Genomic DNA, 26945 nt, shown 5'->3' on the forward strand with positions numbered 1-26945 from the left:
ATTCATTAATTTACATGTAACTAACGATATAAACTAAAAAAATAGATTTAAGCAGAATATATACCTAATTAAAATTGCTTCCATCTCAATCAAAATAAAAAATCGATAAATAGCCAAAACATAAACGTTAATACCGCATAACATTTGTAACATAGTGATATCGCACCACGAGAGATATATGTAACAGAATATAACAAAAGCCTTGTCTCATTGACAAAGATAGTGAACATTAACCGCCGCTAATCATCTTATAACAACACAAAAGGATGCGATCCCCGCATTCACTTTTGTCTTTCCTGTCATTTATGACCGGTAGTGAAAAATTAGAGGTCCCAGTGTCAACTGCAAACAACAACCAACCAGAAAGCATCAGTATGAATGCTTTCAAACAACCAAAAGCGTTTTACCTCATTTTCTCTATAGAACTTTGGGAGCGCTTTGGTTACTACGGCCTACAAGGGATCATGGCTGTCTATCTGGTAAAAATGCTCGGGATGAGCGAAGCCGATTCAATCACCTTGTTCTCCTCATTCAGCGCCTTGGTCTATGGTTTTGTCGCCATTGGCGGCTGGTTAGGCGATAAAGTCCTCGGGGCGAAGCGGGTTATTGTACTAGGTGCACTCACGCTAGCGGTCGGTTATTCCATGATAGCCTACTCCGGCCACGAGATTTTTTGGGTTTATCTGGGCATGGCAACCATTGCCGTTGGTAATGGCTTATTTAAAGCCAACCCCTCATCTCTGCTTTCAACCTGCTACAGCAAGGACGATCCGCGTTTGGACGGTGCATTTACCATGTACTATATGTCCATCAATATCGGTTCGTTCTTTTCTATGTTGGCAACCCCATGGCTGGCGGCTAAATATGGCTGGAGCGTTGCGTTTTCCCTAAGCGTTGTGGGGATGTTGATTACACTGGTCAATTTCTGGTTCTGCCGTAAATGGGTAAAAAATCAAGGTTCAAAACCAGACTTTCTCCCTCTACAATTTAAAAAATTACTGATGGTCTTAGTGGGTATTATCGCGTTGATAGCCCTTTCCAGCTGGTTACTCCACAACCAGATTATTGCACGCTGGGCGCTGGCGCTGGTCTCACTAGGGATTATCTTTATCTTTGTCAAAGAAACGCTCTTCCTACAGGGCATTGCGCGCCGCAGAATGATTGTAGCCTTCTTGTTGATGCTGGAAGCGGTAATTTTCTTTGTGCTATATAGCCAAATGCCAACCTCACTGAACTTCTTTGCTATCCACAATGTTGAACACTCAATCTTTGGCATTACTTTTGAACCAGAACAATATCAGGCACTGAATCCCTTCTGGATCATGCTTGCCAGCCCTATTCTGGCGGCTATCTATAATAAGATGGGCGACCGCCTGCCAATGCCGCATAAGTTTGCCTTTGGTATGATGCTCTGCTCCGCTGCATTCTTGGTGCTGCCATGGGGAGCAAGCTTTGCTAACGAACACGGTATTGTGTCTGTTAACTGGCTTATCTTAAGTTATGCACTGCAAAGTATTGGTGAGTTGATGATCTCCGGCTTAGGTCTGGCCATGGTTGCTCAATTGGTACCGCAGCGTTTAATGGGCTTCATCATGGGGTCATGGTTCCTGACCACTGCCGCCGCTGCATTGATCGCGGGTAAAGTGGCCGCATTGACTGCGGTCCCAAGCGATGCCATCACTGACGCACATGCATCCCTGGTGATTTATAGCCGTGTATTTATGCACATTGGTATTGTGACCGCCATCATCGCCGTACTGATGATGCTGACCGCACCGAAGCTGTATCGTATGACACTGGCCCCTAGTGATCACAACGATGTCAAACCCGTGACAACCGCATAGCCAATATGCTAGCTAAAGGCGCTCTTGCAGGAGCGCTATTTGGCTCCGCCCAGCCAGCACAGCACAGCACAGCACAGCACAGCACAGCAACAGATTGCTCAAAAAACAGATCCCTTAAAAGATATATTGTTCAAAAAATAAACTATACTAATATCAGTACCACTCCATAGGAAACGGTACTAATATGATATAGGCAATAAAATCAGTCAGTTATTTGCGGTGATAGTGGGCAAGGAGGTGTTTTATGGTCAACCATGTTTGGGGACTTCTGACGCATCCCCGTCAGGAATTACAACAGATCAAACGTGAAGGTGAGAGTATTCCGCATCTATATACTCACCATGTCCTGCTTCTTGCGGCCATTCCGGTTATTTGTGCATTTATTGGTACCACTCAAGTGGGTTGGCGTTTTGGCAACGGTCAGGCCATCAAGCTGGACACACTTACTGCGCTCTACTCCGCAATTATTTTCTATATATTGATACTGGCAGCGGTCGCCCTTATGGGGCAGGTTATTTATTGGCTGGCTCGCCGTTATGCAAACCGCCCCAGTTGGCAACGTTGTACTCTGTTCGCGGGTTATGCTGCAACGCCGATGTTCCTTAGCGGGATTGTCGCCCTTTACCCTATTGTTTGGTTATGCTTATTAGCCGGGATTATCGCCCTTTGTTATTCCGCCTATCTGATGTATCTGGGGATCCCAACATTTCTGGATATTGATCGACAAGAAGGATTTATCTTTTCCAGTTCAACACTGGCTATCGGGGTATTGGTACTGGAACTGCTTCTTGGGTTGACCGTGTTGCTGTGGGGCTATGGCTCGCGATTAATTTGAGATATGCGCTTAATACAGTTGCACTTAATACAATGTCCTGTCCTTGCTAGCGGTAAATGTGCTGTTCGTGCAGTTATAAATCAGTATCGAGACCTATAACAGGCTTTTATTGTCATTAATATCGTTTGGATCGCAATATCTTACATCCCCATACAAGATAAGGCTGTACACTGAGTAGGACTGATGCAAACAAGGCGAAAAAAATGAAAAAGCTAACATTAAAAGAGATGACCGAAAGTGAGCAACGCGACGTCAAAACGCAACTAGACAGAGCCAGAATTAACTTAGGGCGCGCGTTAACAAACTCAGAACAAAATAAAGTTAAAGATGAAGCTATCGAAAAGATCATGCACGCTCGGGAACAAATCGCCAAGTTAACCCGCGTAGAGAGAAAAACAAAAAAAACAGCACCAAGCACCACCACTTTTAGCTGGTCAGCTTCCATCAGCACTCGTCCACCACGGTAATCACACAATTTAAGTTACAGGCTCGTTTCTGGCAGATAATCACTGCCATCAAAGCACTATCAATACCACTATCAATACACTACAGCGGGGGAAATCATCGCCGCTGTAGGACTTATATAGTCCCCTCATAATTATATAACTTCACTGGCTGCATTTTTCTCTATCCTGCATTAGGATTAAAATGGTTTTTCCTTTCAGTACTCTTTCAGGAGGTTGTGATGAAACTGTTCTATAAATCGGGGGCTTGTTCTCTGTCCCCCCATATTGTGTTACGGGAAGCAGGATTAGACTTCAGCATTGAACGTGTTGATTTAGTGACAAAAAAGACGGAGACGGGTGCGGACTATTTAAGCATCAACCCAAAAGGACAAGTGCCTGCCTTAGTACTAGATGACGGCAGCCTGCTTACGGAAGGGGTGGCTATTGTGCAATATTTGGCAGATAAAGTCCCTGACCGCCACTTAATTGCCCCATCAGGGACGCTCTCGCGTTATCATGCCATTGAGTGGCTGAATTTTATCGCGACTGAATTACATAAAGGTTTTAGCCCACTATTTAATCCAAATACACCGGATGAGTATAAGACGATTGTCCGCGAGCGGCTGGATAAGCAATTCAGCTATGTTGATAGCGTATTAGCAAAGCATGACTATCTGCCAGGTAAAAAATTCAGTGTGGCAGATGCCTACTTATTTACCGTTAGCCGTTGGGCTAATGCGCTAAATATTCACATCACAGAACGCAGCCATTTGGATCAATATATGGCGCGGGTCGCTGAACGCCCTGCGGTAAAAGCAGCTTTAGCTGCCGAAGATATCAAGCAATAAATAATGAGAATCAATCAGTTGCCCCCAAATCACCAGGGGGCAATTTAAAATGGACAGATTACAACCTAACCGCTGTAAACTGGCTGACAGGCGTCACAATAGCATCTTGGGCAGCGACAACCTGTAGCTCATACTCCCTCATTTCCTGTGTTTTTAGCATCACTTCATACACTGCGGCGGTTACATGCTCCAGTGCTTTATCTAACGGCTCACCTTTCAGCAAATTCACCAGCAATAAACCACTGGTTAGATCACCGACACCAACCGGTTGACGTTTGCCAAAATCCACCAATGGGCGGCTGATATGCCAAGCATCATCTGCGGTAACCAATAACATTTCGAAGCAGTCAGCATGGTAACCTGCACGGCTCAGGTGCTTGACTAACACCACTTTTGGCCCTCTAGCGCAGAGATAACGGGCAACCTGTACCGCTTGTTCAACATTCTCTACTCGCTCACCACTGAGTTGCTCAAGTTCAAGCAGGTTCGGCGCAATCATATCACTGGCAGGCAGAGCTTCGTTGCAGAAAAACTCGGCCACCCCAGGTGCCACAATACACCCTTTTTCGGGGTGTCCCATGACCGGATCACAAAAATACCAAGCATCTGGATTGGCCTGTTTAACCTGGGCGACAGCGGCCAAAATATGGCTGCCCTGTTCTGGCGACCCAATATAGCCACTCAGAACCGCATCACAATCTTTCAGTCGATCGATCTCGGCAATGCCCTGCACAATGTCAGTCAAATGGCTGGCGGGCATGACACAACCTGTCCAGTGACCATATTGCGTATGATTCGAAAACTGAACGGTATTCAGCGGCCAGACATTCACCCCCATACGACGCATAGGAAATTCTGCAGCGCTATTCCCTGCGTGGCCAAAAACGACGTGTGACTGAATAGAAAGTATATTTTTCATTGGTACGACCTAAAGTTAAGGGCGTTTGGTATACCCTTCTTACATAAAATTGCAACGGTGTATGCAGTTTGTCACTCACACGAATCACTGACTTAAAAGAATCAAGTCTCAGCAAAAAAATAAGGGACATTTCTGCCCCTTATCTTATTTTGCGCTTACAGCCAGCTGATCAGGCAATAATGTTTTTTGCCACGGCGCAGCAAAGTATAACGGCCAAACAGACGATCCGCATCAGTAAAGACATATTCTGGATCAGCCTGTTTCTCACCATTGATGGCCACGGCATTAGAACCAATCATCGTACGCGCCTGACCACGGGAAGGAACCAGTTCAGCATTGACCAAGGCTTGTTGTAAATCAGCATCACGGTTCAGCTCAACCGTAGGCATACCATCTTGTGCCAACTGAGCAAAGTCTGCTTCGGTCATATCATGCAAATCACCCGAGAAAAGGCTGTCAGTGATACGTTTCGCCGCCGCCAAGCCTTCTGGGCCATGCACCATACCCGTGACATTTTCCGCCAGAACATATTGCGCGCGTGGTGCTTTCCCGCTGTTTTTATCTTCCTCTTCCAGAGCATTGATCTCTTCCAAGCTAATGAAAGTAAAGAATTTCAGGAAGCGATACACATCAGCATCGGCAGTATTAATCCAGAATTGGTAGAATTTGTAAGGGCTGGTTTTCTTTGGATCCAGCCAGACTGCACCCCCTTCGGTTTTACCAAATTTAGTGCCATCGGCTTTGGTGATCAAAGGTACCGTCAGGCCATAAACCTGCTGTTGATGGAGACGACGGGTCAGATCAATACCAGAGGTAATATTACCCCACTGGTCAGAACCACCGATTTGCAGTACAACACCGTGATTTTTGTTTAAACAAGCGAAATCATACGCCTGCAATAAATTATATGAGAACTCAGTAAACGAGATACCGCTGTCATCACGGTTCAAGCGCTGCTTAACGGCTTCTTTATTAATCATCTGATTAACGGAGAAATGTTTACCAATATCACGTAGGAAAGTGAGTACATTCATGCCACCAAACCAATCATAGTTATTGGCTGCAATAGCGCTGTTTTCACCGCAATCAAAATCCAGGAATGGGGAGACCTGGTGGCGGATTTTCTCTACCCACTCATTCACCGTATCTTCAGTATTCAGTTTACGCTCACTGGCTTTGAAGCTTGGGTCGCCAATCATACCGGTAGCGCCCCCGACCAACGCCACCGGGCGGTGACCCGCCAACTGAAAACGCTTCAGACATAACAAGGGAACCAGATGACCCAAATGCAAGCTGTCTGCGGTAGGATCGAAACCGCAATACAGTGAAATTGGCCCTTGCGCCAGTCTCTCTGCTAACGCGTCTTCATCCGTAACCTGGGCAACGAGGCCCCGCTCTTGCAATTGTTTAATCAGGTTGCTGCTAGTCATCAATGACTCCATTGTCTTTTACAAAAATTGGCTTTTACAAAGTATGTGTTAGCTAAACGGAAACACCACACAAGCGGCGTACTAAACGCTTAAACGGCTCAAAGTATATACGTTTTATATCACGCTATTAGCAAAATAACGCATCATGACCACGCAAAGCATCATGACCGAGAGAATAGTCTGCACGAAATAAATAGCCGTTACCCTCGGGGCATTCACTGCACGTATATTTACTGGGCGTATTCTCAATGCGCATATGTTTTCATATCGGCATATAGGATAAAGCGCCCGTTACCGTTTAACCACAATATTTCATCGTCCTAAGGGGCTAAACGGTCAATTTCCCACGCATCGGCTTCCCGTTGATAGATAAAACGGTCATGGAGGCGGTGTTCCCCTCCCTGCCAAAACTCAACGGAATCGAATTTGACACGAAACCCGCCCCAAAAGCTAGGCAGGGGTACGTCACCCTGCTGAAATTTTTGTTTCAGTTCGAGGAATTTACTTTCCAGTACACCACGGGCAGAAATACGTGAGGATTGTTGAGAAACCCAGGCACCAATTTGGCTGTCTTTCGGACGGGAATGGAAATATTTCAGTACTTCCAATGTGGAGAGGCGTTCTACCTTACCGAGGAAAATCACTTGCCGATCCAACATATGCCAGGGAAATAGTAGACTAATATGCGGATTCTCAGCCAGTTGTTGCGCTTTGCGGCTACCTAAATTGGTGTAAAACACCATGCCCTGTTCATCATAATGTTTCAGGAGCACGATACGCTGGTAGGGCTGGCCATTGGCATCAACGGTTGCCACACACATTGCGGTCGGATCGGGCAAGCGAGCGTCACATGCCTGTTTTAACCAGCGCTCGAATAATTCTAAAGGGTTTTCAGTTAAATCACTGCGGCGCAGACCACCCCGAATATACTCACGACGCAAGTCTGCAACATCAAACTCATTATTCTCAGTCATATAAACTCTGTAACGCGCAGGAAAGCTGTGGCTATCATTCTGCCCTCGCAGCCACAGAATCACAATCATCCAGAGCCTACGACGACGAGATTACTTGATCAAAACACAATCATTAATGATGGTTCTCTCCTCGCGCTCAATAAATGCGCTATCGCCTTTCGACCAGAAAGTATAATGACCATCACTGTATTTGGCCCCTGATGCAGCACGGACTTGTGGTAGCGTTAATTGTTTGCCATCCATGATCAAACTAACGTTATCTTGCTTATTGTTCTGAGTCACCGTCAGTTTTGTGGTACCACACTGATAATGTAGCGTTTCATTTACCGGCGTTCCATTCATCGATTGAAGCAAACTGCATCCTGCCAACAGCAACGGCACTGTTGCTGCAAATAGATATTTCATCATATCGTCCTTTGTGATTAGGTAAACTACCATAAGATCTAAGGTAGCTTATCACCGTCACCATGCTGATACAGGATGGACTGCTCCTAAAATGGTCTCGCAGCTGGCCCCCGTGACAGAAGGCAAATTACCCGGTTTACCAGACAACGTGCGAAACGCCAGCCAGGCAAACGCCAGTGCTTCCATATCGTCACCACTGATACCGAGGTCATCCGTAGTACATACTTCCGTTCCCGACAGTAACGCGGAGATGCGCGCCATCACTAATAGGTTACGAGCCCCCCCGCCACACACCAGTAAGCGATCACATCCCCCCGCTAACCTAACCTGTTCCGTGATCGATACCGCCGTTAACTCAGCTAATGTTGCCTGTATATCTTCAGCAGGCAAGCCTGGGATTTTAGCCAGTTGCTTATCCAGCCACGCGGCATTGAAGTATTCACGCCCGGTACTTTTCGGCGCAGGTAACCTAAAGTAAGGATCGTTGAACATTTGCTCAAGTAATGGCTGATTAACATGCCCTGACAACGCCCAGTGGGCATCTTTATCATAAGGCAATGAGCAGTTGCGCCAGATCCATGCATCCATCAGCATATTACCGGGACCAGTATCAAAGCCACGGATAGGCGAATCAGGTAGCAGGACGGATAAATTAGCAATCCCACCTATATTCAAAACCATACGTTTTTCCGTCGCATGCGCTAATAATGCATGATGGAAAGCCGGCACCAAGGGGGCACCTTGCCCGCCATAGGCCATATCACGACGGCGGAAATCACCCACAGTGGCAATCTGGGTCATCGCGGCAATACGATTATTGTCGCCGAGTTGCATAGTAAAGGCGGGTTCGCCTAATGGTTCATGCCAGACAGTCTGCCCATGGCAACCAATGGCGGTAATATCCTGCGCAGACAACCCTTCTTTGGCGAGTAAAGCCAACACCGCTTCGGCAAACAGAATACCCAGTTGGGCATCAAGTTTCCCCACTGCCGATAAGGTCGTGGATTGCCCCTGACACATACCAAGAATGTCTTTTTTCAGTTGTAGTGGGATTGGATGGGTATATGAGGCTTGTTGCGCCACCATACGCTCATCAATGGCTGCCAGAACAACATCCACACCATCCAGGCTGGTTCCTGACATCACTCCAATAAAACGGCCTGATTTCATCACAATGACCTTATTCTCCATTGAGGAATAAAATAACCATAAAACTTTCCGCTAACTTAATCAGAATTATACCGCTATTAGTTGCCGTTGCAGCGATGTGAGCGGCGCTCACTGGCAGGCATCAGCTCATCGAAAGCCCCTTTTCTACCGCCTGACTGCAATGCCAACAGCGTTAGGTATATAAAATTAACACTATGAAAAGATATACTTTTTTAAGTGTATATCGCCACTGGAACAATCTTGAAAGAATGCTTTTTATTTGTCGTCATGGTCACATAAAAGTCACTGTTACGGATGTTTGTCCCTTGCACTCCCTCAATTCTTACTGTTAGAAAGTCAATCCACCGTTTAATATTGGTTAAAGCACAAAGCGCTAAGCTGCGGCCTGTCAATCATAGATAACAGATAAAGCAAGCATTCAAATTAAGTAAGTAGTGAAATAAACACCTGGGTAAGCCATACTTTGTGCAAGTACTGAGCTTTTGACAGTGCCGGATTTGGATATCCCAAGCATATTGAACCGTAATGCGGTTATGCAATTTTAATAGGAGTTTTTATGATTAAGCCATTCGTCGCCGTTGCTATCGTTGTTGTTACTTTGACCGGTTGCTCCAACAACAACACCTTATCAGGTGATGTGTTTACCGCATCCCAGGCTAAGCAAGTACAGACGGTGAGTTACGGCACATTGCTTTCTGTTCGCCCGGTAACTATTCAGAGCGGTGATGATAACAACGTAGTCGGTGCCATTGGTGGTGCTGTATTAGGTGGTTTCCTTGGTAATGTTGTTGGTGGTGGTACAGGCCGTAGCTTGGCAACCGCAGCAGGCGCAGTTGCCGGTGGTATTGCAGGGCAAGGCGTTCAGGGGGCACTGAACCGTACTGACGGTGTACAACTGGAGATCCGTAAAGACGACGGGCAAACTATTCTAGTCGTTCAGAAGCAAGGCCCAACTCAGTTCAGCGTCGGTCAACGTGTCATGCTCGCCAATAGCGGCAGCACAATAACCGTCAGCCCGCGTTGATAGGTTACCCGGTAATTGGTATATCAACTCGATAGCTAAAATCAGAACAGTAAAAACCGGGGTTCATTGCGAACCCCGGTTTGTTTTTTGTACTGTAGATCTTGTTTCGTTCTGCTGTGAATAAAGTCTTTGAACTTTAAATTATTACTTAGTTTGTAATTGAATAATATTTTTCTCAAGCTTATCGATTAGGCCTGATAACAATGCAATTTCATCCGATGAAATCCCTCCAAGTATTTCTTTACGGGTGGAACGAATCACGCCATCAACCTGTTCGATTATCGGTGAAGACTGTTCCGTTAATTTTATCCTCTTAGCACGACGATCATTTGCACAAGTATGCCGTGTGATTAAACCTTTTTCCTCCAGTTGATCCAAGGTTCTAACCAATGATGGTTGTTCTATACCAATCGCTTTCGCCAGTTGAATCTGTGATTGCTCAGGTGGTAAACGATTAATGTTATACAAAGTAACCCAATGTGTTTGGGTCAGTTCCAACGGTTTCAGCCGATGGTCAATTAATGCGCGCAAAACGCGAACTAATCGTGCTAGATCAGATCCTAATGTCGATTCCAATTGCCCCTCCTTTTAATTAGCGTGCTAGCATAACTCCCAGAGTCCAGTCTATTTTGGGTAATTAACATTAAAAACACAAATGTATATATACCGTCGATGCTAGGATAATAGCAATAAATACGAGCAATTCTTTAGAAAAAATGATGTATCAACGATACATTACCTCTTAAGGATTAACCTAATACGAGTATCCTCATTACCCAGCATCGCCTCACTTTCAGGTTTGGCTTTGGGTGTATCAATCTATTTTTTACCAATATTTAAGATCGTTTGACTCAGGCAGATGACATAGATATTGCACCACTATCTACTGCGAAATCGGATCTCCTTTGGCGAACTCAACGTCTTATGTTAATAGATTTGTCAATTTTTGTCATTGTCGTTAGCACGCCTTTATAGATATAAGCCGTGGGTAAATTGATATGAATCATCAATATTTCAAATACTTCTCTTTTGTTAGAGGATTCGTTTCCCTTTCGATATAGATAGATGAATGTGGAGCGGTTATATATTCCCCTTTCGGCCAGCGAGAGTAAAGTTTGTATAGGTCTAGCCAGAATAAACAGAGTCCTGCTCCGATACGCATAATATAATTGATACAGATGATATAATTAATGCAGATAACATAATTAATACAAATAATATAATTACTGCAGATAACATAATCACTGTAGAAATAAGAGAAACGCTTGAGGGCTTTATTGAATAGAATAGAAACGTTTCAGCTGACAGTACCCACCCAAAAAAGTAAAACTGCGCCAGCCTGAGAGTGACTGGCGCAGAGAAAGATTAAGGGACATCGTAACCCAGCGCGGCCCGACGAATGCGGAACCACTGCTGGCGGGTCATTGTCAGAGAAAGTGATTCCCACGCGGCTTTAACACGTTCAATTTTGCCGGAACCGATAATCGGTAACGGTGCCGAAGGTAAGCGCAGCACCCAGGCATAAACCACTTGTTCGATGCTTTCAGCACCGATTTCGTCAGCAATAGTCTGCAATTCGTCACGTAGCACTTGGAATGTTGGATCGCTAAATAAACGCCCCCCACCCAGGCAAGACCACGCCATCGGCTTAATTCGTAGCTGTTGGCAGGCATCCAATGTGCCATCCGTAATCGCAGGTTGGTGCAACGGTGAAATTTCCACCTGATTCGTGACCAGTGAGAATGGCAAACGCGATTGCAACAGGCTGAATTGGGTCGGCGTAAAATTAGATACACCGAAATATTTCACTTTGCCGCTTTTGTGTAACTGGGTGAAGGCTTCTGCCACTTCGTCGGCGTCCATTAGAGGGTCTGGCCGGTGGATCAACAGTAAATCCAGATAGTCGGTATGCAGATGGGCCAACGATTGCTCGGCGCTATGTACAATATGTGAACTGTCTGTAATGTAATGACCCAGCGCATGCTCTGGCTTCGCCGTCGTTGCAATACCACACTTACTCACCAGCTCCATTTGGTCGCGCAGCGAAGGCTTAAGACGCAGCGCCTGACCAAATGCCTGTTCACATTGATAGCCACCATAAATATCAGCGTGATCGACGGTCGTTATGCCTAGCTCAATATGTTGTTCCATAAAAACCAACAATTGCTCTGGCGTCATGCCCCATTCCATCAGACGCCAATAGCCACAAATTATGCGCGAGAATTCAGGCCCAAGCGGAGCCAGTTGGCTACGTGTATCCATTATTAGCTACCTCATTTGTTAATCTACCAACAAGCATACACAACCGGCAGCCAGGATCACCCCCTGTATCAATGAATTGAGGGTTTATCGGATGGTTGAGAGCCCAAAATTACCTGAAAAGCACAAAACGATTAAAACAACGAGGGTTGTTCCGGCAATGGCTCATCCGGCTGTTTGTTCGCTCGTTTCAGGCGCAGTAAACGATGGTGGCATAAGCGTAGTACTTCCCGTTTTTGCCCATCATCCATTTTTATCCAATTAAAACGCTCATCACGGCTACGAAAACAGCCACGACAAAAGCCACGGTCATCTGTTTGACAGATACCGCGGCAAGGGCTGGGAATATCAAAAAACTCAAGTTGCTGAGCCACGCTGCCTCCTACGACTAATACCTTAATTGAAGACTGATTCTCCGCTGCTGGCAAGTCGCTATTTTCGCCAATATCAGCGTAAGCTCGGTGACGCCCTGCTACCGCTAAGGTTATCTTAAGTTTCACTCGATATTCTTTAGGTAATGAATGAACGGTAAGGTTAAATTTTTACAATGAACGCTCGATATAAATTACAGTGTAACGGATTAACATTTATTCTGGCCTGTACACTGTTTTTTACCTTCTTCCAAAATGCACTGTTTATTTATAAAGCCTGGTCGTTGATCCGTTTCGACAATAGCGACAGCTATTTTTTTGCGGCAACCATTCCAGTCGTTATTTTCTGTGCACTAAATATTATTTTTAGCTTATTAACACTCCCACTATTACGTAAGCCCATTATTATTTTATTCCTGTTGGGCAGTGCTGTGGCTAACTACTTTATGTTCAGCTATGGTGCCGTTATCGACGCGAATATGATGCAAAATGCTTTTGAGACTAACTCACAGGAAGCAACCGCCCTTTTCACTCCTCGCATGGCATTATGGTTAATAACATTAGGTATTTTACCTGCCATGATTGTCTGTTTTGTGCGAATTCGAGCGACTCGCCCTTGGTGGTATATGCTGGGATTACGGGTGGCAAATATTTTGATGTCAATGGTAATAATTTTTCTTATCGCAGCATTGTTCTATAAAGATTATGCGTCACTGATCCGCAATAATAAAAGTATCGTTAAAATGCTGACACCATCAAATTTTGTCAGCGGCAGTTTTCAATTTGCCAAACACAAGTATTTTATCAGTAACATGCCATTGGTAAAAATAGGTGAAGACGCCCATAAAGGCCCAGTGATTAATGCACAACAAAAGAAAACGCTGGTGATTTTGGTGGTTGGTGAAACCGCGCGGTCAGAAAACTTTTCATTGGGCGGATATGCTCGAGAAACGAACCCTCGCCTGCAACAACAAGATATCACTTATTTCAAACATGCCTCATCCTGTGGCACTGAAACGGCGGTATCTGTCCCCTGTATGTTCTCTAATATGCCACGCAAAAGTTATGACGCCTCCCTGGCGAGTCATCAGGAAGGGTTAATGGATATTATTGCGCACGCTGGGTTGAGTGTATTGTGGCGTGAAAATGATGGTGGCTGTAAAGGTGCCTGTGACCGTATTCCACACCAGGATGTGACGCAATTGCAACTGAACGCAAATTGTCAGGATGGGGTGTGTTTAGATAATGCACTTTTATATCAACTGGATAACTATATTAATGGATTACAGAATGATGGTGTAATCGTCTTACACCAAATGGGAAGCCACGGGCCCGCATACTATCGCCGTACCAGCCCGGAGTTGACTAAATTCACCCCAACTTGTGATAGCAACCAGATTCAGGGCTGCACCGCCCAAGAACTGGTCAATACATACGATAATTCTATTCTTTATACTGATGCTATGCTGGATGATACCATTGCCTTGTTGCAACAGCACAGTGACCGATTTAATACAGCGTTGGTCTATCTTTCAGACCATGGTGAATCACTCGGTGAAAATGGCATCTATTTACATGGCACACCTTATGTATTTGCCCCAAGCCAGCAAACGCATATCCCTTTTCTGATGTGGTTATCATCAGAATATACAAAAAACTATGGTATTGACCGTCAATGCTTATTGCATAGCGCACAGCAGGATGAAGTGTCTCAGGATAATCTCTTCCATACCCTATTAGGGATGGTAAATATTCAGACCAACGAATACTTATCAGGCATGGATTTACTGCAAAAATGCCGGAGTCTGCAATAGCGATTGGTGTATCAACGAAAAGCCAGCCGTGGCCTTGGATAGGATATTTCCCTCAACAAAAATATTAGTCATGTAAAACAGTTCGTTAAAAATATAAAACTGTATATTAACGGTAGAAAACAGAGAGACTATAGACTTAATGCCAACACCCTTGCTGGCATTTTTTTCTTGACCTAGACCAATCGGTCTATTAGGCTCTCCGTATGAACATAATACAGCATACACATGTAGACACCCGAGAGCATCTGCTCGCCACAGGTGAAAGGCTCAGTTTACGTCTCGGTTTTAATGGCATGGGGCTGAGTCTGCTGCTGACCACCGCGGGTATCCCAAAAGGCTCGTTTTATCACTATTTTCGTTCAAAAGAGGTGTTTGGCGAGGCCATGCTCCAGCGCTATTTTGACCGTTATGATGCGGAGATGGAAAGCCTGTTAGCCGGTTCACAGGGCGATAAACGCCATCATCTATTACACTATTTTGCTCAATCTATTGCTAACTATTGTGGGAGTGAATGCCACAACGCGTGTCTGGCGGTTAAACTCTCCGCTGAGGTGAGTGATTTATCCGAACCTATGCGCCATGCGTTGGATATCGGCACTGCTCGAGTGATTGGCCGCTTGCAAGATGCCATTGAAGCCGGAATTGACGAAGGCTCTTTGCGAACGGTGCTCTCTCCGGCGGCAACTGCAGAAACGCTCTACGCCTTGTGGCTAGGCGCGTCACTGCGGGCAAAAGTGAAACACTCTGTCGCCCCACTGACTTGTGCACTGGAAAGCATTGAACTCATATTACAACCAGCCTAGTAATCTACCGATCCTGACACTGACTTTTTATGTTTTTCAGGATTTACCCAGTCACTAGTTGACTGGTCTATTAATACAGGACGATCCATGAAAACTGCTAAATTATTCTCCCCATTAAAGGTTGGCGCGCTCACTTTGCCAAACCGCGTCTTTATGGCCCCTCTCACCCGCTTGCGTAGTATTGAACCTGGTGATATCCCAACACCGTTAATGGCTGAATATTATCGTCAACGGGCCAGTGCGGGCTTGATTATCACGGAAGCCACTCAGATTTCTTTTCAGGCGAAAGGCTATGCTGGCGCTCCGGGGCTACATACACAAGAACAGTTGAACGCATGGAAAAAAGTGACTCAGGATGTACATAATGAGGGTGGCCATATTGCCGTACAACTTTGGCACGTAGGCCGTATTTCCCACAACAGTCTACAACCAGACCAGCAGGCTCCTGTCGCACCATCGGCTATTGCCGCAGATACCCGTACCACCGTGCGCGATGAAACAGGATCTTGGGTACGTGTCCCTTGCTCTACTCCGCGAGCGTTGGAGACAGAAGAGATTCCGGGCATCATTAATGATTTCCGTCAGGCAACCGCCAATGCCCGTGAGGCAGGATTTGACTACATTGAATTGCACGCAGCTCATGGTTATCTGCTGCATCAATTCATGTCCCCAGCCTCCAATCAGCGTACTGACCAATATGGTGGCAGTATTGAAAACCGTACCCGTCTGACGTTGGAAGTGGTTGATGCCACCGCCGCTGAATGGGGTGCTGACCGGATTGGCATCCGTATTTCGCCATTAGGCCCATTTAATGGCCTCGATAATGGTGAAGACCAAGAAGAAGCCGCACTGTATCTGATTGATGAATTGAATAAGCGTAACATTGCTTATTTACATATTTCCGAGCCAGACTGGGCAGGCGGTAAGCCTTATTCTGATACGTTCCGTGCTGCTGTCCGTGCTCATTTTAACGGTGTTATTGTTGGTGCTGGCGCTTACAGCGTAGAGAAAGCTGAATGCTTGATTCAAAAAGGGTTCATTGATGCGGTGGCCTTTGGTCGCAGTTATATTTCCAACCCAGACTTGGTGACGCGCCTGCAACAACACGCGCCACTGAATGAGCCTGACGGCGATACTTTCTATGGCGGCGGTGCGAAGGGCTATACCGATTACCCAACGTTGTAATTTGTCTGTAAATTAAATCTTTCAATAACAGTCAGTTAGACTAATAGCCTAACTGGCTGTTTTATTTTTGGCGATAAAGTGTCCGCAACACTTAGAAGTTTTTTATTTAAGTGCTTGTATTTTCTGTCTGGTCACTTAATATTTAACCACTTTAATTTTATGGGTATTTAAATGTTTACATACAAGATGGTACAGATTCCGCCTAATATTTCTGTCAATGCCAAAGCTAACAAAAACGGTATTGCGGCCCAGTATCTTGAAGAAGTTGTGAACTCTTGGGCCTCTGAGGGTTGGGAATTCCAGCGTATTGATACCATTGGTATTGATGAGAAACCAGGCTGCTTTGGTGGAAACAAATCCACACTGACACATTACTACGTGATTACGTTCAGGAAAGAAGTGTAACGTGCTCAAATGGCTAAGTATTAGATTCGTTCTCTTATATCGTGCCTATGCACCGATGCGCATCCGTGATCGATGTCGCCATACGCCATCGTGTTCTAAATACACTTTAATTTCACTAAAACGTTTTGGGTTTGTTACTGGTTGGAAACTGGGCCTATCTAGAATATACAGATGCAGACCGCCAAATTGTGGCGCTGATTACCCTCCCAAAAAGTAAGACAGTATACTAATGCAGAGAATCAATGAGTGGCAAGAATGCAGGCTATTGCCGTCATCTACATCAGCAAAATGGTCAGCAACAGAGTATCTGGCTTATTTTCAAACCCCAAAATGTAAAGTGGCCTATTCATTCTCTGTAACCCATTGAACTAATTTAATTACCAGGGCTATACTTGAACCTGATTTTATTCACTCTTGCCAGACCGTCGGGCAAAATGTAAACAGAGGGAAATTATGCGCTTACTCCATACCATGCTCCGCGTCGGTGACCTGCAACGTTCTATCGATTTCTACACCAAGGTATTAGGGATGCGTTTACTGCGAACCAGCGAAAATACTGAATATAAATACTCGTTGGCATTCGTAGGCTATAGCGATGAGAGTAAAGGTTCGGTGATTGAACTGACGTATAACTGGGGCGTTGACCAGTACGATATGGGCACCGCATTCGGTCATCTGGCTCTGGGTGTTGATGACGTCGCCGCAACATGTGATCAAATTCGCCAGGCAGGCGGTAATGTCACCCGTGAAGCTGGCCCAGTAAAAGGCGGAAATACCATTATTGCTTTTGTTGAAGATCCGGATGGCTACAAAATAGAGTTAATTGAGAATAAGAGCGCGGGTGACGGCCTCGGAAACTGATTAACTTAAAGGCGCCGTCGAGGTGCCTTTTACTTATCACAATTAACCCCCTGCATCCCTCGCAAAAATTTGACATAATGCGCGCTGAATTCGATAAAGATAAGAAACTGATGGCAGACAAAAGTGACCTTAACGCCCTGAGTGGCCGTTTTCGTGGGTATTACCCAGTAGTAATTGATGTAGAAACCGCAGGTTTTAATGCCCAGAGCGATGCATTACTCGAGATTGCCGCGGTAACCTTGCAGATGAATAAAGAGGGCTGGCTGTTACCTGATGAAACATTGCATTTTCATGTGGAACCTTTCGAAGGCGCCAACCTGCAGCCAGAGGCTCTGGCCTTTAATGGGATCGATCCAACAAATCCTCTGCGCGGTGCCGTCAGCGAACATGATGCCTTGCATGCCATTTTTAAATCCGTGCGTAAGGGAATCAAAGATAAAGGCTGCAACCGGGCCATTATCGTGGCACACAATGCCAATTTTGATCACAGCTTTGTTATGGCCGCCGCTGAACGTGCCAGCTTGAAGCGGAACCCGTTCCATCCGTTTGCCACTTTCGACACCGCCGCTCTCAGTGGGTTGGTCTTGGGGCAAACCGTGCTGGCAAAAGCCTGCCTGACCGCAGGCATCCCGTTTGACAGCAGTCAGGCGCACTCTGCATTGTACGACACCATGCAAACGGCGAAGCTATTTTGTGAGTTGGTTAATCGCTGGAAAAAATTGGGTGGCTGGCCGTTGCCAGCGGCAGAATCTGAGTAACACAGGTCTTGTAATTAAAAAAGGTGGCCTTTACGCCACCTTTTTATTTATCACATCTTGGTTTGTCATATCGATCAACCATTCATACAGACTTAGCTCATCGTATTGGCCGACTCACACAAATTACTCTGCGGCAGGCTGATCTTCTTGTGAGCGATATTTATCAGCAGTTTCTTTCAATAACGTTTGTAACTCGCCACGTTGATACATTTCCATCAAAATATCGCAACCGCCAACCAGCTCACCGTCAACCCACAGTTGCGGAAACGTCGGCCAGTTTGCATATTTTGGCAACTCAGCACGGATATCTGGGTTTTGCAAAATATCAACATAGGCAAAGCGCTCACCACAAGCAGACAGCGCCTGTACAGCCTGAGCAGAGAAACCGCAGTTTGGCAGCTTAGGTGAACCCTTCATATAAAGCAGGATCGGGTTTTCTGTTATCTGGCGCTGAATTTTATCAATCGTCGTCATTCTTGCTTCCTCAAGCCATATTATGGCTACAACGTGTATTATCTTTTGCTCAAAGTAATCGCATTTTATTTATCGTATCCGGACTATTGTAGCGACTGTCACGGCAGGAATAAAACGCCATCTTTTGCATGGACTTTATTCGTCGAGATAATGGGTATCGCGTCAGCTACAAATATGTACCTTAATAATAACATTTTTGATCCTATCCCCTCACTATTATCTTATCTATGAGGTAGCGTCCCTACTCGTCGATTAACCCGTTGACGGATGGTCGATTTAAGTTCACTCTCAGAATAAAAAAACGACAATGGCAGCGCCATTAACGTTTTCTCACAATATCGACTAAAATCCTACAGCTCTCTGCTTTGTTATATCGTGAGTTTCGGCAATACTGTCACTCTTCATATTCGTTTCAGGGCCAAGGTTGGTAGCGTTATTATGCGTTTAATGCTTACGCTGTTTGTGCTGCTGTTTACCCAGCTATTTTTAAATTTGGCGCATGCGTCACCGCAAACTCATTCGTCTGTTGAACAGAAAAAGGGACATGTTAGCCAAGCCAGTCCTGATGATCGTAAAAAGCGTAAAGCAGATAAGAGTACAAAGAGAAGTAAAATCGCCACCACGAAAGACGCTACCAGCAAGAATGCACTGAAGAAGGCAAATGAGCCTCGTAAAGCAGGCAACAATAAGACAAGTACCAACAAAGTCGTTCGCAATAAAACAGCATCTAACAAAACAATATCTAATAAAACACCCCGCGATAAAACAAACAGTAGTCAGACAACTGAGAGTAAAACTGCGGCCAATAAGAAAGGGACATCGGTCAGAAGAACAGCCAAAACGCCGTATGGGCGGCATCGAAATAAATCTCAAGGCAAGGCTAGTACCGAGTTGGCAGCAAATAACAAACTTAATCTCAGCCCAGCACACAAAAAGCGTTACCAAAAAGCGAAACAAACTGCGATGAGCAAACTGATGAAACAAGTTGGTAAGCCCTACCGCTGGGGTGGCAGCTCCCCTAATACCGGTTTCGATTGCAGCGGGCTTATTTATTACGCTTACAAAGATGTCGTCAAAATAAAAATGCCACGAACGGCTAATGAAATGTATCACTTACGTGATGCCGCCCCCGTTAAGCGCACTGAATTGGAAAGTGGTGATTTAGTCTTCTTCAATATCGCCAATCGCGGTGTCGCAGACCATGTTGGTGTCTATTTAGGTAACGGCAAATTTATTCAGTCTCCTCGTACCGGTGAGGAGATTCGTATCAGTATGTTGAATAATGATTACTGGCAAGATCACTATGTCGGCGCACGCCGTGTCGTCACACCTAAAACTATTCGTTAGTAACAACTCTTCATTAGTAAAAACTATTTGTTAGTAAAAATATTCGCGAGTAAAAGCATCTGTCAGTAAAACCTTCTGGCCTTGACTGAGCACCCGGTTTAACGACCGGGTCTCTCTTTTTGCAAAAACGTATCAATGGCATCGATGCCGTGGATACTCCCCCTTTCGATTAACAACCCATTTAACCGTATGGTTATACCTGTTATCTCTGGCAGAAATTGTTAAGATGAGCACTCACAACAAAAACATAAAAATATCGTTTTTAACCGCTCTTCACCCCACTCCAGTTAACGATGGTGGATAGGATTTGAAGAGCGAACACCCTGAGCAACCCCGAAAGGAGAGAGCTATGTCTTTTGAATTACCTGCGTTACCTTACGCGCAAAATGCGCTGGAACCCCACATCTCTGCCGAAACGCTGGAATACCATTATGGTAAACACCACAACACCTATGTGGTCAATCTCAATAATCTGATTAAAGATACTGAGTTTGCAGGAAAATCACTGGAAGAGATCGTGAAAACCGCCAACGGTGGCGTGTTTAATAATGCGGCCCAAGTTTGGAACCATACCTTTTACTGGCATTGCCTGTCTCCAAATGGAGGCGGTGAACCTACCGGAAAAATCGCCGATGCCATTAATAAATCTTTTGGCTCATTCGCTGAATTTAAAGCGCAATTTACTGATGCTGCCGTGAAAAATTTCGGCGCAGGTTGGACGTGGCTAGTCAAAAAAGCGGATGGCACATTGGCGATTGTCAGTACCTCTAATGCCGGAACACCGCTGACAACGACAGATAAACCCCTGTTGACCGTAGATGTGTGGGAACATGCTTACTATATTGATTACCGTAATGCGCGGCCAAAATATCTGGATAATTTCTGGGTATTAGTTAACTGGTCTTTCGCTGAGAAAAATTTAGACTGAGAGCGTGAAGAGTAAGCGGTAGCCGTATACAAGCGACATCGATAAGACAATTAAGGGCGGTTTAACCGCCCTTATTATTACCATTCACCGGCAACAGTTGACTTAATTCATCACCGCCACGAAGCTAAATATAATGATCATCGCCAGCGCACCAACGGTCGTAATCAACGACATTTTCAAATTGGTATCCATAAAAGCTCCTTAGCCGGTTAATTTTTAGTAAGAAAAAGGCACATAGTTAGTGTGTGGAATGATTTTCCCACAGATAAGAAAAAAAATCTTGTGCTCATTACGCACTTTATAACTTTGATTACCCCTTTCACTTTTCCTCCAGATCAGCCAAAATTCGCAGTTCATAACTGCGTACCGACTAATAACATCCAATAAATACTCTAGGACAACCCGCTGACACGACTATCCAGCCGACTATCTTGTTGCTGTCTGAGTGATTTGCGGGTAACGCAGGCAAACGATCAACATGATACTGACCTGTTTCAACCGGCCAGTTTAGGAGTCATTCTTTTTATGGCAACGATTAAAGATGTGGCCAAACACGCGGGTGTGTCCACGACCACCGTTTCGCACGTTATCAACAAGACTCGTTTCGTCGCCGAAAATACTAAGGCTGCCGTGTGGGCCGCCATTAAAGAACTGCATTATTCACCCAGTGCTGTCGCCCGCAGTTTGAAAGTGAATCACACCAAGTCGATTGGTTTGCTGGCAACGTCCAGCGAAGCGCCCTATTTTGCTGAGGTGATCGAAGCGGTAGAAAATAGCTGCTATAGCAAAGGTTACACGCTGATTTTATGTAATTCTCATAATAATCTGGATAAACAGAAAGCCTACCTGGCGATGTTGGCACAAAAGCGTGTCGATGGTTTATTGGTGATGTGCTCAGAATATCCAGATCAACTGCTGGGGATGCTAGAGGATTATCGCAATATTCCTATGGTCGTGATGGACTGGGGGACTGCCCGTGGCGATTTTACTGACTCTATCATTGATAACGCATTTGAAGGTGGCTATTTAGCGGGCCGTTATCTGATTGAACGCGGGCATCGTGATATTGGTGCGATACCTGGCCAATTGGTGCGCAATACCGGTGGTGGCCGTCATCAAGGCTTCCTTAAAGCCTTAGAAGAAGCCAATATCCCCGTACGTGAAGAGTGGATTGTTCAGGGCGATTTTGAGCCAGAATCCGGTTATAAAGCCATGCATCAAATTCTGACACAAAAACATCGCCCAACGGCGGTGTTCTGTGGCGGTGATATCATGGCGATGGGCGCAATCTGTGCCGCCGACGAACTGGGCCTGCGGGTACCACAAGATATTTCGGTGATCGGGTATGATAATGTGCGTAATGCGCGCTACTTCTCACCGGCACTGACCACTATCCATCAACCCAAAGAGAGATTAGGCGAAACCGCCTTTGCCATGTTGCTGGACCGTATTGTCAGTAAGCGTGAAGATCCGCAGACCATAGAGGTGCATCCTAAACTGGTGGAGCGTCGTTCCGTTGCTGATGGCCCCTTCCGTGATTATCGCCGCTGATTCTTGCTTTGGCTGATCGTATTCAGCACTACCAGCCCGATTCGAATAACCGCATTCCCTGCGGTTATTGGCTATCATCCCTTAGCCACTCAGTATTTAGCGTGACACTGTCACCTAGATAATCGAGTAACCAAGCCAGTGCAGGAGAGTGATTATTCTGCTCCCATGTCAGACAGCATGGGCTATCGGGCAACGGCTCTGCCAACGTAATCACCGCTAATTCCCCCTGTTTAATCAAGGGCGATGCCATATGGGCGGGCACCATGCCCATACACAGCCCCGCACACAGACAATCGATCCCTGTTGACCAATCCGGGGCGACCAATCGTTGCTGGTTATCCAGCGTCCATGTATCCCGCTTGGGTAAGTTGAGTGCCGTGTCCTCCAGACAAAGTGAGGGATAAGGCCGCAATTGTTCATCGCTTAACGGCCCTGATAGTAACGCTAATGGGTGATCGACACTCACAACGCACAGCCAACTAAGAAATCCCATATCACGAAAGACAAAACGCCCACCCACCGGGATGGCACGGGTTGCACCTATGGCAATATCCGCACGGCCATCGCTCAGTGCATCCCAGACCCCATTAAAAACCTCATAGCGCACACGTAATTCAACATCAGGAAAATGACGGTAAAAATCCAACACTAAACGACGACTACGCTGAGGTTTGACGATTTTATCTACCACAATGTTTAACTGCCCGCGCCAGCCATTCGCAACTTGCTGGCACTGACGGCGTGTGTCATTCATTTTTTTGATAACATCGCGGGCTTCTTTAAGAAAAACGACACCAGCCTCCGTCAGTTCCACATCACGATGACGTCGTTCAAACAGGGGTACCGCAAGCCAATCTTCTAATTGCCGAACGGTATAACTCACCGCTGAAGGCACACGGTGCAATTCTTGTGCTGCTGCACTAAAGCTGCCAGTTCGTGCGACCGCATCGACCACATCCAGAGAGTATTCTGACCACATTATTGCCTACCTTTTAGCCTGATCATCTTGCCATCAAATTTTTTAACAGCATCTTGCAAATATTACCGTTTCACAACAGAAGATCCCATTGGATAGAATGCGCCCCGCAACGATTTCCCTACGATCATTTTTGATGACAATAATTTTTATAAAAACCATTTTTTATAGCTAAAACTTGTGATGATAGCCATTTTTGACAAAAACTTTTGTAACAATAACCAGTGACGACAATAACCGTATTCTGTAGCAATCTTTTCCTACACAAATAATTTACCTGCACAATTATGATAAAAGAGAAATAAAGAATGAAAACGTCATCCAGTTTCATGTTCTATCTGGCCGGCCTGAGTATGCTGGGCTATTTGGCCACAGACATGTATCTACCTGCCTTCGGTGCAATGCAGCGTGAGCTGCAAACCACCGCCGGTGCCATCAGCGCCAGTTTAAGTATTTTTTTGGCCGGTTTTGCCATAGCACAGCTTATCTGGGGTCCTCTTTCAGACAAGTTGGGCCGCAAGCCTGTGCTGTTAGCGGGTTTAGGGTTATTTTCCATCGGTTGCTTAGGGATGTTATGGGTTGAAAATGCCACTCAGTTGTTGGTTCTACGCTTCATACAAGCCGTGGGTGTCTGTTCAGCGGCAGTGAGTTGGCAAGCTTTAGTGGTAGACCGCTATCGCGACGGGAAGGCTAACCGCGTATTTGCCACCATAATGCCGTTGGTTGCCTTATCACCCGCATTGGCTCCGTTATTAGGTGCTTGGTTACTAAACTACTTCAGTTGGCGATCAATTTTTGTGGTTCTGTTAGCCATTACGCTGCTATTGCTGATCCCAACGACGGTGCTGCAAGAAAGGAAAAAAACACGCACCGACAACAGCGACCAACCTAAAAATACGGTGAGTTTCTGGCAACTACTCCAATCACCTACATTCAGTGGCAACGTCATGATCTTTGCTGCCTGTAGTGCCGGCTTCTTTGCCTGGCTAACTGGCTCACCTTTCATTCTGGAAAATATGGGATACAGCCCAAATGTTATTGGCCTGAGTTATGTCCCACAGACACTGGCTTTCCTGCTTGGTGGATTTGGTTGCCGCAGTGCACTTGCCCACGTAAAAGGGAACACCCTGCTCCCCTGGCTGTTAGTGGGCTATGCTGGCAGCATGATTGCCCTGTACTTGCTCGCCACCTTAACAACGCCATCATTGCTCACGTTGCTTATCCCTTTCTGCTTAATGGCGCTTGTGAATGGTGCCTGCTACCCTATTATCGTAGCGAATGCATTAATGCCGTTTCCAGACAATACCGGCAAAGCGGCGGCCTTGCAGAACACCCTACAACTCGGTTTGTGCTTTGTGGCCAGTATGTTGGTATCGGCATATATCAGCCAGCCGCTCTTGGCGACAGTGACAGTTATGCTATTGACGGTAGTTTTGGCGGCTTTGGGTTACGGCATCCATTGTTATGCGTTATGTAAAGACAAAACCAGATTGATGACTCGGACACTATAGCCAAAATGATTTGAGTTGCAGGAAGGCGGCAGCTGAGTCAGTCCCCAGGAGCTTATTTATTTTAAGGTCAACAACAAGTCAGTGACTGGGGGTGACAACGGTTATTGACACTTAGCGCGGGAGCAGATTTGAACGCTGCTTGCAGCGGCCTCGCAGAGGCGAGGCTCATGGATGGGCCGAGTAACGAAAGCAGCCAACACACATGCAGCTTGAAGAATGACGGGTATATAACCCAACGCATAATTCCCTTGGGAAATAGTCACTAAGATACACACTGGCCGGAAACGATTTATTATTGAGAAAGCGCCACGGCCAGCCTATACTCACTTTAACTAACTATAATATCACTTAAAAAAATATTATTTGAGGTTTCTTCTGTGCGCGTGGATTGTGTCACATTTACGCTTAAGGATGAGCCACCCTAAACTAAAGCGTAATTAGGGTTTCTTCTTAATCTTCCTCTTATTACCCAAAGTCATAGATGTTGCAGGTAGTCAGCGAGTTTACTCATCCGCAACGTCAAATATGTAGGGTATATCCGTAACGGATATCAGACGCCAAGGTAACAAAACCTTATTGGTATGTATCTGCGTAGCTAACACTGAACCGCGGATCATAAGTCAGAAGAAAGTGATGGAGAAGCTATGAGTTCATCCTGTATAGAAGATCAGAGTGTTCAAGAAAGCCCATGGTTCCGCATTGTGCAAGACATGCTGAACCAAGCTGATATTGAAATCAATGGTTCACGCCCTTTCGACATTCGGGTCAACAACCCAGACTTTTTTAAACGGGTGTTACAAGAAGGATCTTTGGCATTAGGTGAGAGTTATATGGATGGCTGGTGGGAGTGCGATCGTCTGGATATATTCTTCCAGCGCGTTCTTCAGGCTGGTCTGGAACATCAACTCCCACACCATTTCAAAGATACTTTGCGTATCGTTGCCGCCCGTGTCATCAATTTGCAATCGAAAAGAAGAGCTTGGATTGTCGGCAAAGAGCATTACGACTTAGGTAATGATCTCTTTACTAAAATGCTTGACTCGAATATGCAATATTCTTGTGCCTACTGGAAAGAGGCCTCCTGCCTTGAACAGGCGCAGGAACATAAACTGCAAATGATTTGCGAGAAATTGCAATTAGCGCCAGGCATGAAGTTGTTGGATATCGGTTGTGGCTGGGGGGGGCTTGCTGCTTACGCCGCCAGACATTTCGGGGTATCAGTCTCGGGGGTGACTATTTCTATTGAACAACAAAAACTGGCACAACAGCTGTGTGAAGGCCTCGATGTCAGCATTTTATTGCAGGATTACCGTGACTTGAACGAGCAATTCGACCGTATTGTTTCTGTCGGCATGTTCGAACATGTTGGCCCCAAGAACTACGCCACTTATTTTAAGGTGGTAAACCGTAATTTAAAACCGGATGGATTGTTCTTGCTACACACCATCGGCGCTAACCGCACCAATATGAACGTCGATCCATGGATCAATAAATATATCTTCCCCAATGGTTGCCTGCCGTCAGTGCAACATATTGCTCAGGCTAGTGAACCGTATTTTGTCATGGAAGACTGGCATAATTTTGGCGCGGATTATGACCGTACATTGATGGCATGGTATGAGCGTTTCCAAGCAGCGTGGCCAAGTCTGTCGGCGAATTACTCACAACGGTTTGAACGGATGTTTAGCTATTACCTTAATGCCTGCGCGGGAGCATTTCGCGCCAGAGACATTCAGTTGTGGCAAGTACTATTCAGTCCAAATGGTGTGAATGGGGGTATTCGCGTCCCCCGCTAACCCCAAATAGG

The 26945-nt window shown here is 45.7% G+C and carries 28 protein-coding genes; 17 read left to right on the plus strand and 11 right to left on the minus strand.

Annotation, left to right across the window (positions count from 1 at the left end):
* The first annotated feature begins 335 nt into the window (after nt 1-335).
* The 4 genes from dtpA (at nt 336) to gstA (ending at nt 3973) form a co-directional block, all read left to right on the plus strand.
* Complete coding sequence (dtpA, locus tag AC971_RS05970; RefSeq protein ID WP_025384006.1) at nt 336-1844, plus strand: dipeptide/tripeptide permease DtpA; 1509 nt, start codon at nt 336-338, stop codon at nt 1842-1844.
* Nucleotides 1845-2088: 244 nt separating this feature from the next.
* Nucleotides 2089-2679 (plus strand): Yip1 family protein, encoded by a 591-nt coding sequence (locus AC971_RS05975; protein WP_025384007.1) that lies wholly within the window; start codon nt 2089-2091, stop codon nt 2677-2679.
* Between the two features lie 203 nt (nt 2680-2882).
* Nucleotides 2883-3146: a YjbD family protein gene (locus AC971_RS05980; RefSeq protein ID WP_002210964.1), complete on the plus strand. Its 264-nt coding sequence runs from the start codon at nt 2883-2885 to the stop codon at nt 3144-3146.
* Nucleotides 3147-3364: 218 nt separating this feature from the next.
* Complete coding sequence (gene gstA, locus AC971_RS05985) at nt 3365-3973, plus strand: glutathione transferase GstA (protein WP_025384008.1); 609 nt, start codon at nt 3365-3367, stop codon at nt 3971-3973.
* Nucleotides 3974-4031: 58 nt separating this feature from the next.
* On the opposite strand, the gene pdxY is transcribed toward gstA, so the two are convergent.
* From pdxY to anmK, 5 genes are all read right to left on the minus strand, one after another.
* Nucleotides 4032-4892 (minus strand): pyridoxal kinase PdxY, encoded by an 861-nt coding sequence (gene pdxY / locus AC971_RS05990; protein WP_025384009.1) that lies wholly within the window; start codon nt 4890-4892, stop codon nt 4032-4034.
* 155 nt (nt 4893-5047) lie between these two features.
* Entirely contained in the window at nt 5048-6322 is a 1275-nt protein-coding gene (gene tyrS, locus AC971_RS05995; protein ID WP_025384010.1) for a tyrosine--tRNA ligase, read from the minus strand.
* Between the two features lie 320 nt (nt 6323-6642).
* Nucleotides 6643-7296 carry a pyridoxamine 5'-phosphate oxidase gene (pdxH, locus tag AC971_RS06000; protein ID WP_025384011.1) on the minus strand — a complete coding sequence of 218 codons (654 nt, stop codon included), beginning with the start codon at nt 7294-7296 and terminating at the stop codon, nt 6643-6645.
* Nucleotides 7297-7386: 90 nt separating this feature from the next.
* The gene (locus tag AC971_RS06005; protein WP_025384012.1) at nt 7387-7701 is read right to left on the minus strand and encodes an MliC family protein; all 315 of its coding nucleotides are present in this window, start codon (nt 7699-7701) and stop codon (nt 7387-7389) included.
* Between the two features lie 57 nt (nt 7702-7758).
* Nucleotides 7759-8871, minus strand: a complete 1113-nt coding sequence (gene anmK / locus AC971_RS06010; RefSeq protein WP_025384013.1) for an anhydro-N-acetylmuramic acid kinase — start codon at nt 8869-8871, stop codon at nt 7759-7761.
* A gap of 556 nt (nt 8872-9427) precedes the next feature.
* Between anmK and AC971_RS06015 the strand changes: the two genes are divergently transcribed.
* The gene (locus tag AC971_RS06015) at nt 9428-9895 is read left to right on the plus strand and encodes an outer membrane lipoprotein (protein WP_025384014.1); all 468 of its coding nucleotides are present in this window, start codon (nt 9428-9430) and stop codon (nt 9893-9895) included.
* Nucleotides 9896-10039: 144 nt separating this feature from the next.
* Here the strand turns inward: AC971_RS06015 and rovA are convergent, their stop codons facing one another.
* The 3 genes from rovA to AC971_RS06030 form a co-directional block, all read right to left on the minus strand.
* Nucleotides 10040-10471, minus strand: a complete 432-nt coding sequence (rovA, locus tag AC971_RS06020) for a virulence master transcriptional regulator RovA (RefSeq protein ID WP_025384015.1) — start codon at nt 10469-10471, stop codon at nt 10040-10042.
* Nucleotides 10472-11260: 789 nt separating this feature from the next.
* On the minus strand, nt 11261-12157 hold the full coding sequence (locus AC971_RS06025; RefSeq protein WP_025384016.1) for an aldo/keto reductase: 897 nt from the start codon (nt 12155-12157) through the stop codon (nt 11261-11263).
* Between the two features lie 131 nt (nt 12158-12288).
* Nucleotides 12289-12528, minus strand: coding sequence for a DUF1289 domain-containing protein (locus AC971_RS06030; protein ID WP_025384017.1), 240 nt, complete (start codon nt 12526-12528; stop codon nt 12289-12291).
* Nucleotides 12529-12701: 173 nt separating this feature from the next.
* Here AC971_RS06030 and eptA point away from each other — a divergent pair, with 173 nt between their 5' ends.
* The 7 genes from eptA to rnt all read left to right on the plus strand — a co-directional run bounded on the left by eptA (nt 12702) and on the right by rnt (nt 18351).
* Nucleotides 12702-14339 (plus strand): phosphoethanolamine transferase EptA, encoded by a 1638-nt coding sequence (gene eptA / locus AC971_RS06035; protein WP_025384018.1) that lies wholly within the window; start codon nt 12702-12704, stop codon nt 14337-14339.
* Between the two features lie 203 nt (nt 14340-14542).
* Nucleotides 14543-15142 carry a TetR/AcrR family transcriptional regulator gene (locus AC971_RS06040; protein ID WP_025384019.1) on the plus strand — a complete coding sequence of 200 codons (600 nt, stop codon included), beginning with the start codon at nt 14543-14545 and terminating at the stop codon, nt 15140-15142.
* Between the two features lie 87 nt (nt 15143-15229).
* On the plus strand, nt 15230-16327 hold the full coding sequence (nemA, locus tag AC971_RS06045) for an alkene reductase (protein WP_025384020.1): 1098 nt from the start codon (nt 15230-15232) through the stop codon (nt 16325-16327).
* A gap of 171 nt (nt 16328-16498) precedes the next feature.
* Nucleotides 16499-16732, plus strand: coding sequence for a hypothetical protein (locus AC971_RS06050; RefSeq protein ID WP_025384021.1), 234 nt, complete (start codon nt 16499-16501; stop codon nt 16730-16732).
* A gap of 1 nt (nt 16733) precedes the next feature.
* A complete protein-coding gene (gene yidD, locus AC971_RS25725) occupies nt 16734-16949 on the plus strand; it encodes a membrane protein insertion efficiency factor YidD (protein ID WP_071825512.1) in 216 nt (71 codons plus the stop codon).
* Between the two features lie 236 nt (nt 16950-17185).
* Nucleotides 17186-17593, plus strand: a complete 408-nt coding sequence (gloA, locus tag AC971_RS06055; RefSeq protein ID WP_025384022.1) for a lactoylglutathione lyase — start codon at nt 17186-17188, stop codon at nt 17591-17593.
* Nucleotides 17594-17703: 110 nt separating this feature from the next.
* Entirely contained in the window at nt 17704-18351 is a 648-nt protein-coding gene (gene rnt / locus AC971_RS06060) for a ribonuclease T (RefSeq protein ID WP_072081275.1), read from the plus strand.
* A 123-nt stretch (nt 18352-18474) separates the two neighbouring features.
* On the opposite strand, the gene AC971_RS06065 is transcribed toward rnt, so the two are convergent.
* Nucleotides 18475-18825 (minus strand): Grx4 family monothiol glutaredoxin, encoded by a 351-nt coding sequence (locus tag AC971_RS06065; RefSeq protein ID WP_002210946.1) that lies wholly within the window; start codon nt 18823-18825, stop codon nt 18475-18477.
* A 438-nt stretch (nt 18826-19263) separates the two neighbouring features.
* On the opposite strand from AC971_RS06065, the gene AC971_RS06070 reads away from it, so the two are divergent.
* Nucleotides 19264-20172 carry a C40 family peptidase gene (locus tag AC971_RS06070; protein WP_025384024.1) on the plus strand — a complete coding sequence of 303 codons (909 nt, stop codon included), beginning with the start codon at nt 19264-19266 and terminating at the stop codon, nt 20170-20172.
* Nucleotides 20173-20521: 349 nt separating this feature from the next.
* Nucleotides 20522-21100, plus strand: a complete 579-nt coding sequence (sodB, locus tag AC971_RS06075; RefSeq protein ID WP_025384025.1) for a superoxide dismutase [Fe] — start codon at nt 20522-20524, stop codon at nt 21098-21100.
* Between the two features lie 102 nt (nt 21101-21202).
* Here sodB and cydH read toward each other — a convergent pair whose 3' ends face one another.
* Nucleotides 21203-21292 (minus strand): cytochrome bd-I oxidase subunit CydH, encoded by a 90-nt coding sequence (gene cydH / locus AC971_RS24195; protein WP_002216285.1) that lies wholly within the window; start codon nt 21290-21292, stop codon nt 21203-21205.
* Between the two features lie 333 nt (nt 21293-21625).
* Here cydH and purR point away from each other — a divergent pair, with 333 nt between their 5' ends.
* Nucleotides 21626-22651 carry an HTH-type transcriptional repressor PurR gene (gene purR / locus AC971_RS06080; RefSeq protein WP_025384026.1) on the plus strand — a complete coding sequence of 342 codons (1026 nt, stop codon included), beginning with the start codon at nt 21626-21628 and terminating at the stop codon, nt 22649-22651.
* Nucleotides 22652-22715: 64 nt separating this feature from the next.
* Here purR and punR read toward each other — a convergent pair whose 3' ends face one another.
* On the minus strand, nt 22716-23630 hold the full coding sequence (gene punR / locus AC971_RS06085; protein WP_025384027.1) for a DNA-binding transcriptional activator PunR: 915 nt from the start codon (nt 23628-23630) through the stop codon (nt 22716-22718).
* A gap of 305 nt (nt 23631-23935) precedes the next feature.
* Between punR and punC the strand changes: the two genes are divergently transcribed.
* Together punC and cfa are read left to right on the plus strand one after the other, a co-directional pair.
* Nucleotides 23936-25138 (plus strand): purine nucleoside transporter PunC, encoded by a 1203-nt coding sequence (gene punC, locus AC971_RS06090; RefSeq protein WP_025384028.1) that lies wholly within the window; start codon nt 23936-23938, stop codon nt 25136-25138.
* A gap of 644 nt (nt 25139-25782) precedes the next feature.
* The gene (gene cfa / locus AC971_RS06095; RefSeq protein WP_025384029.1) at nt 25783-26934 is read left to right on the plus strand and encodes a cyclopropane fatty acyl phospholipid synthase; all 1152 of its coding nucleotides are present in this window, start codon (nt 25783-25785) and stop codon (nt 26932-26934) included.
* Nucleotides 26935-26945 lie beyond the last annotated feature (11 nt).

Source organism: Yersinia similis, assembly GCF_001053095.1.
Taxonomy (GTDB): domain Bacteria; phylum Pseudomonadota; class Gammaproteobacteria; order Enterobacterales; family Enterobacteriaceae; genus Yersinia; species Yersinia similis.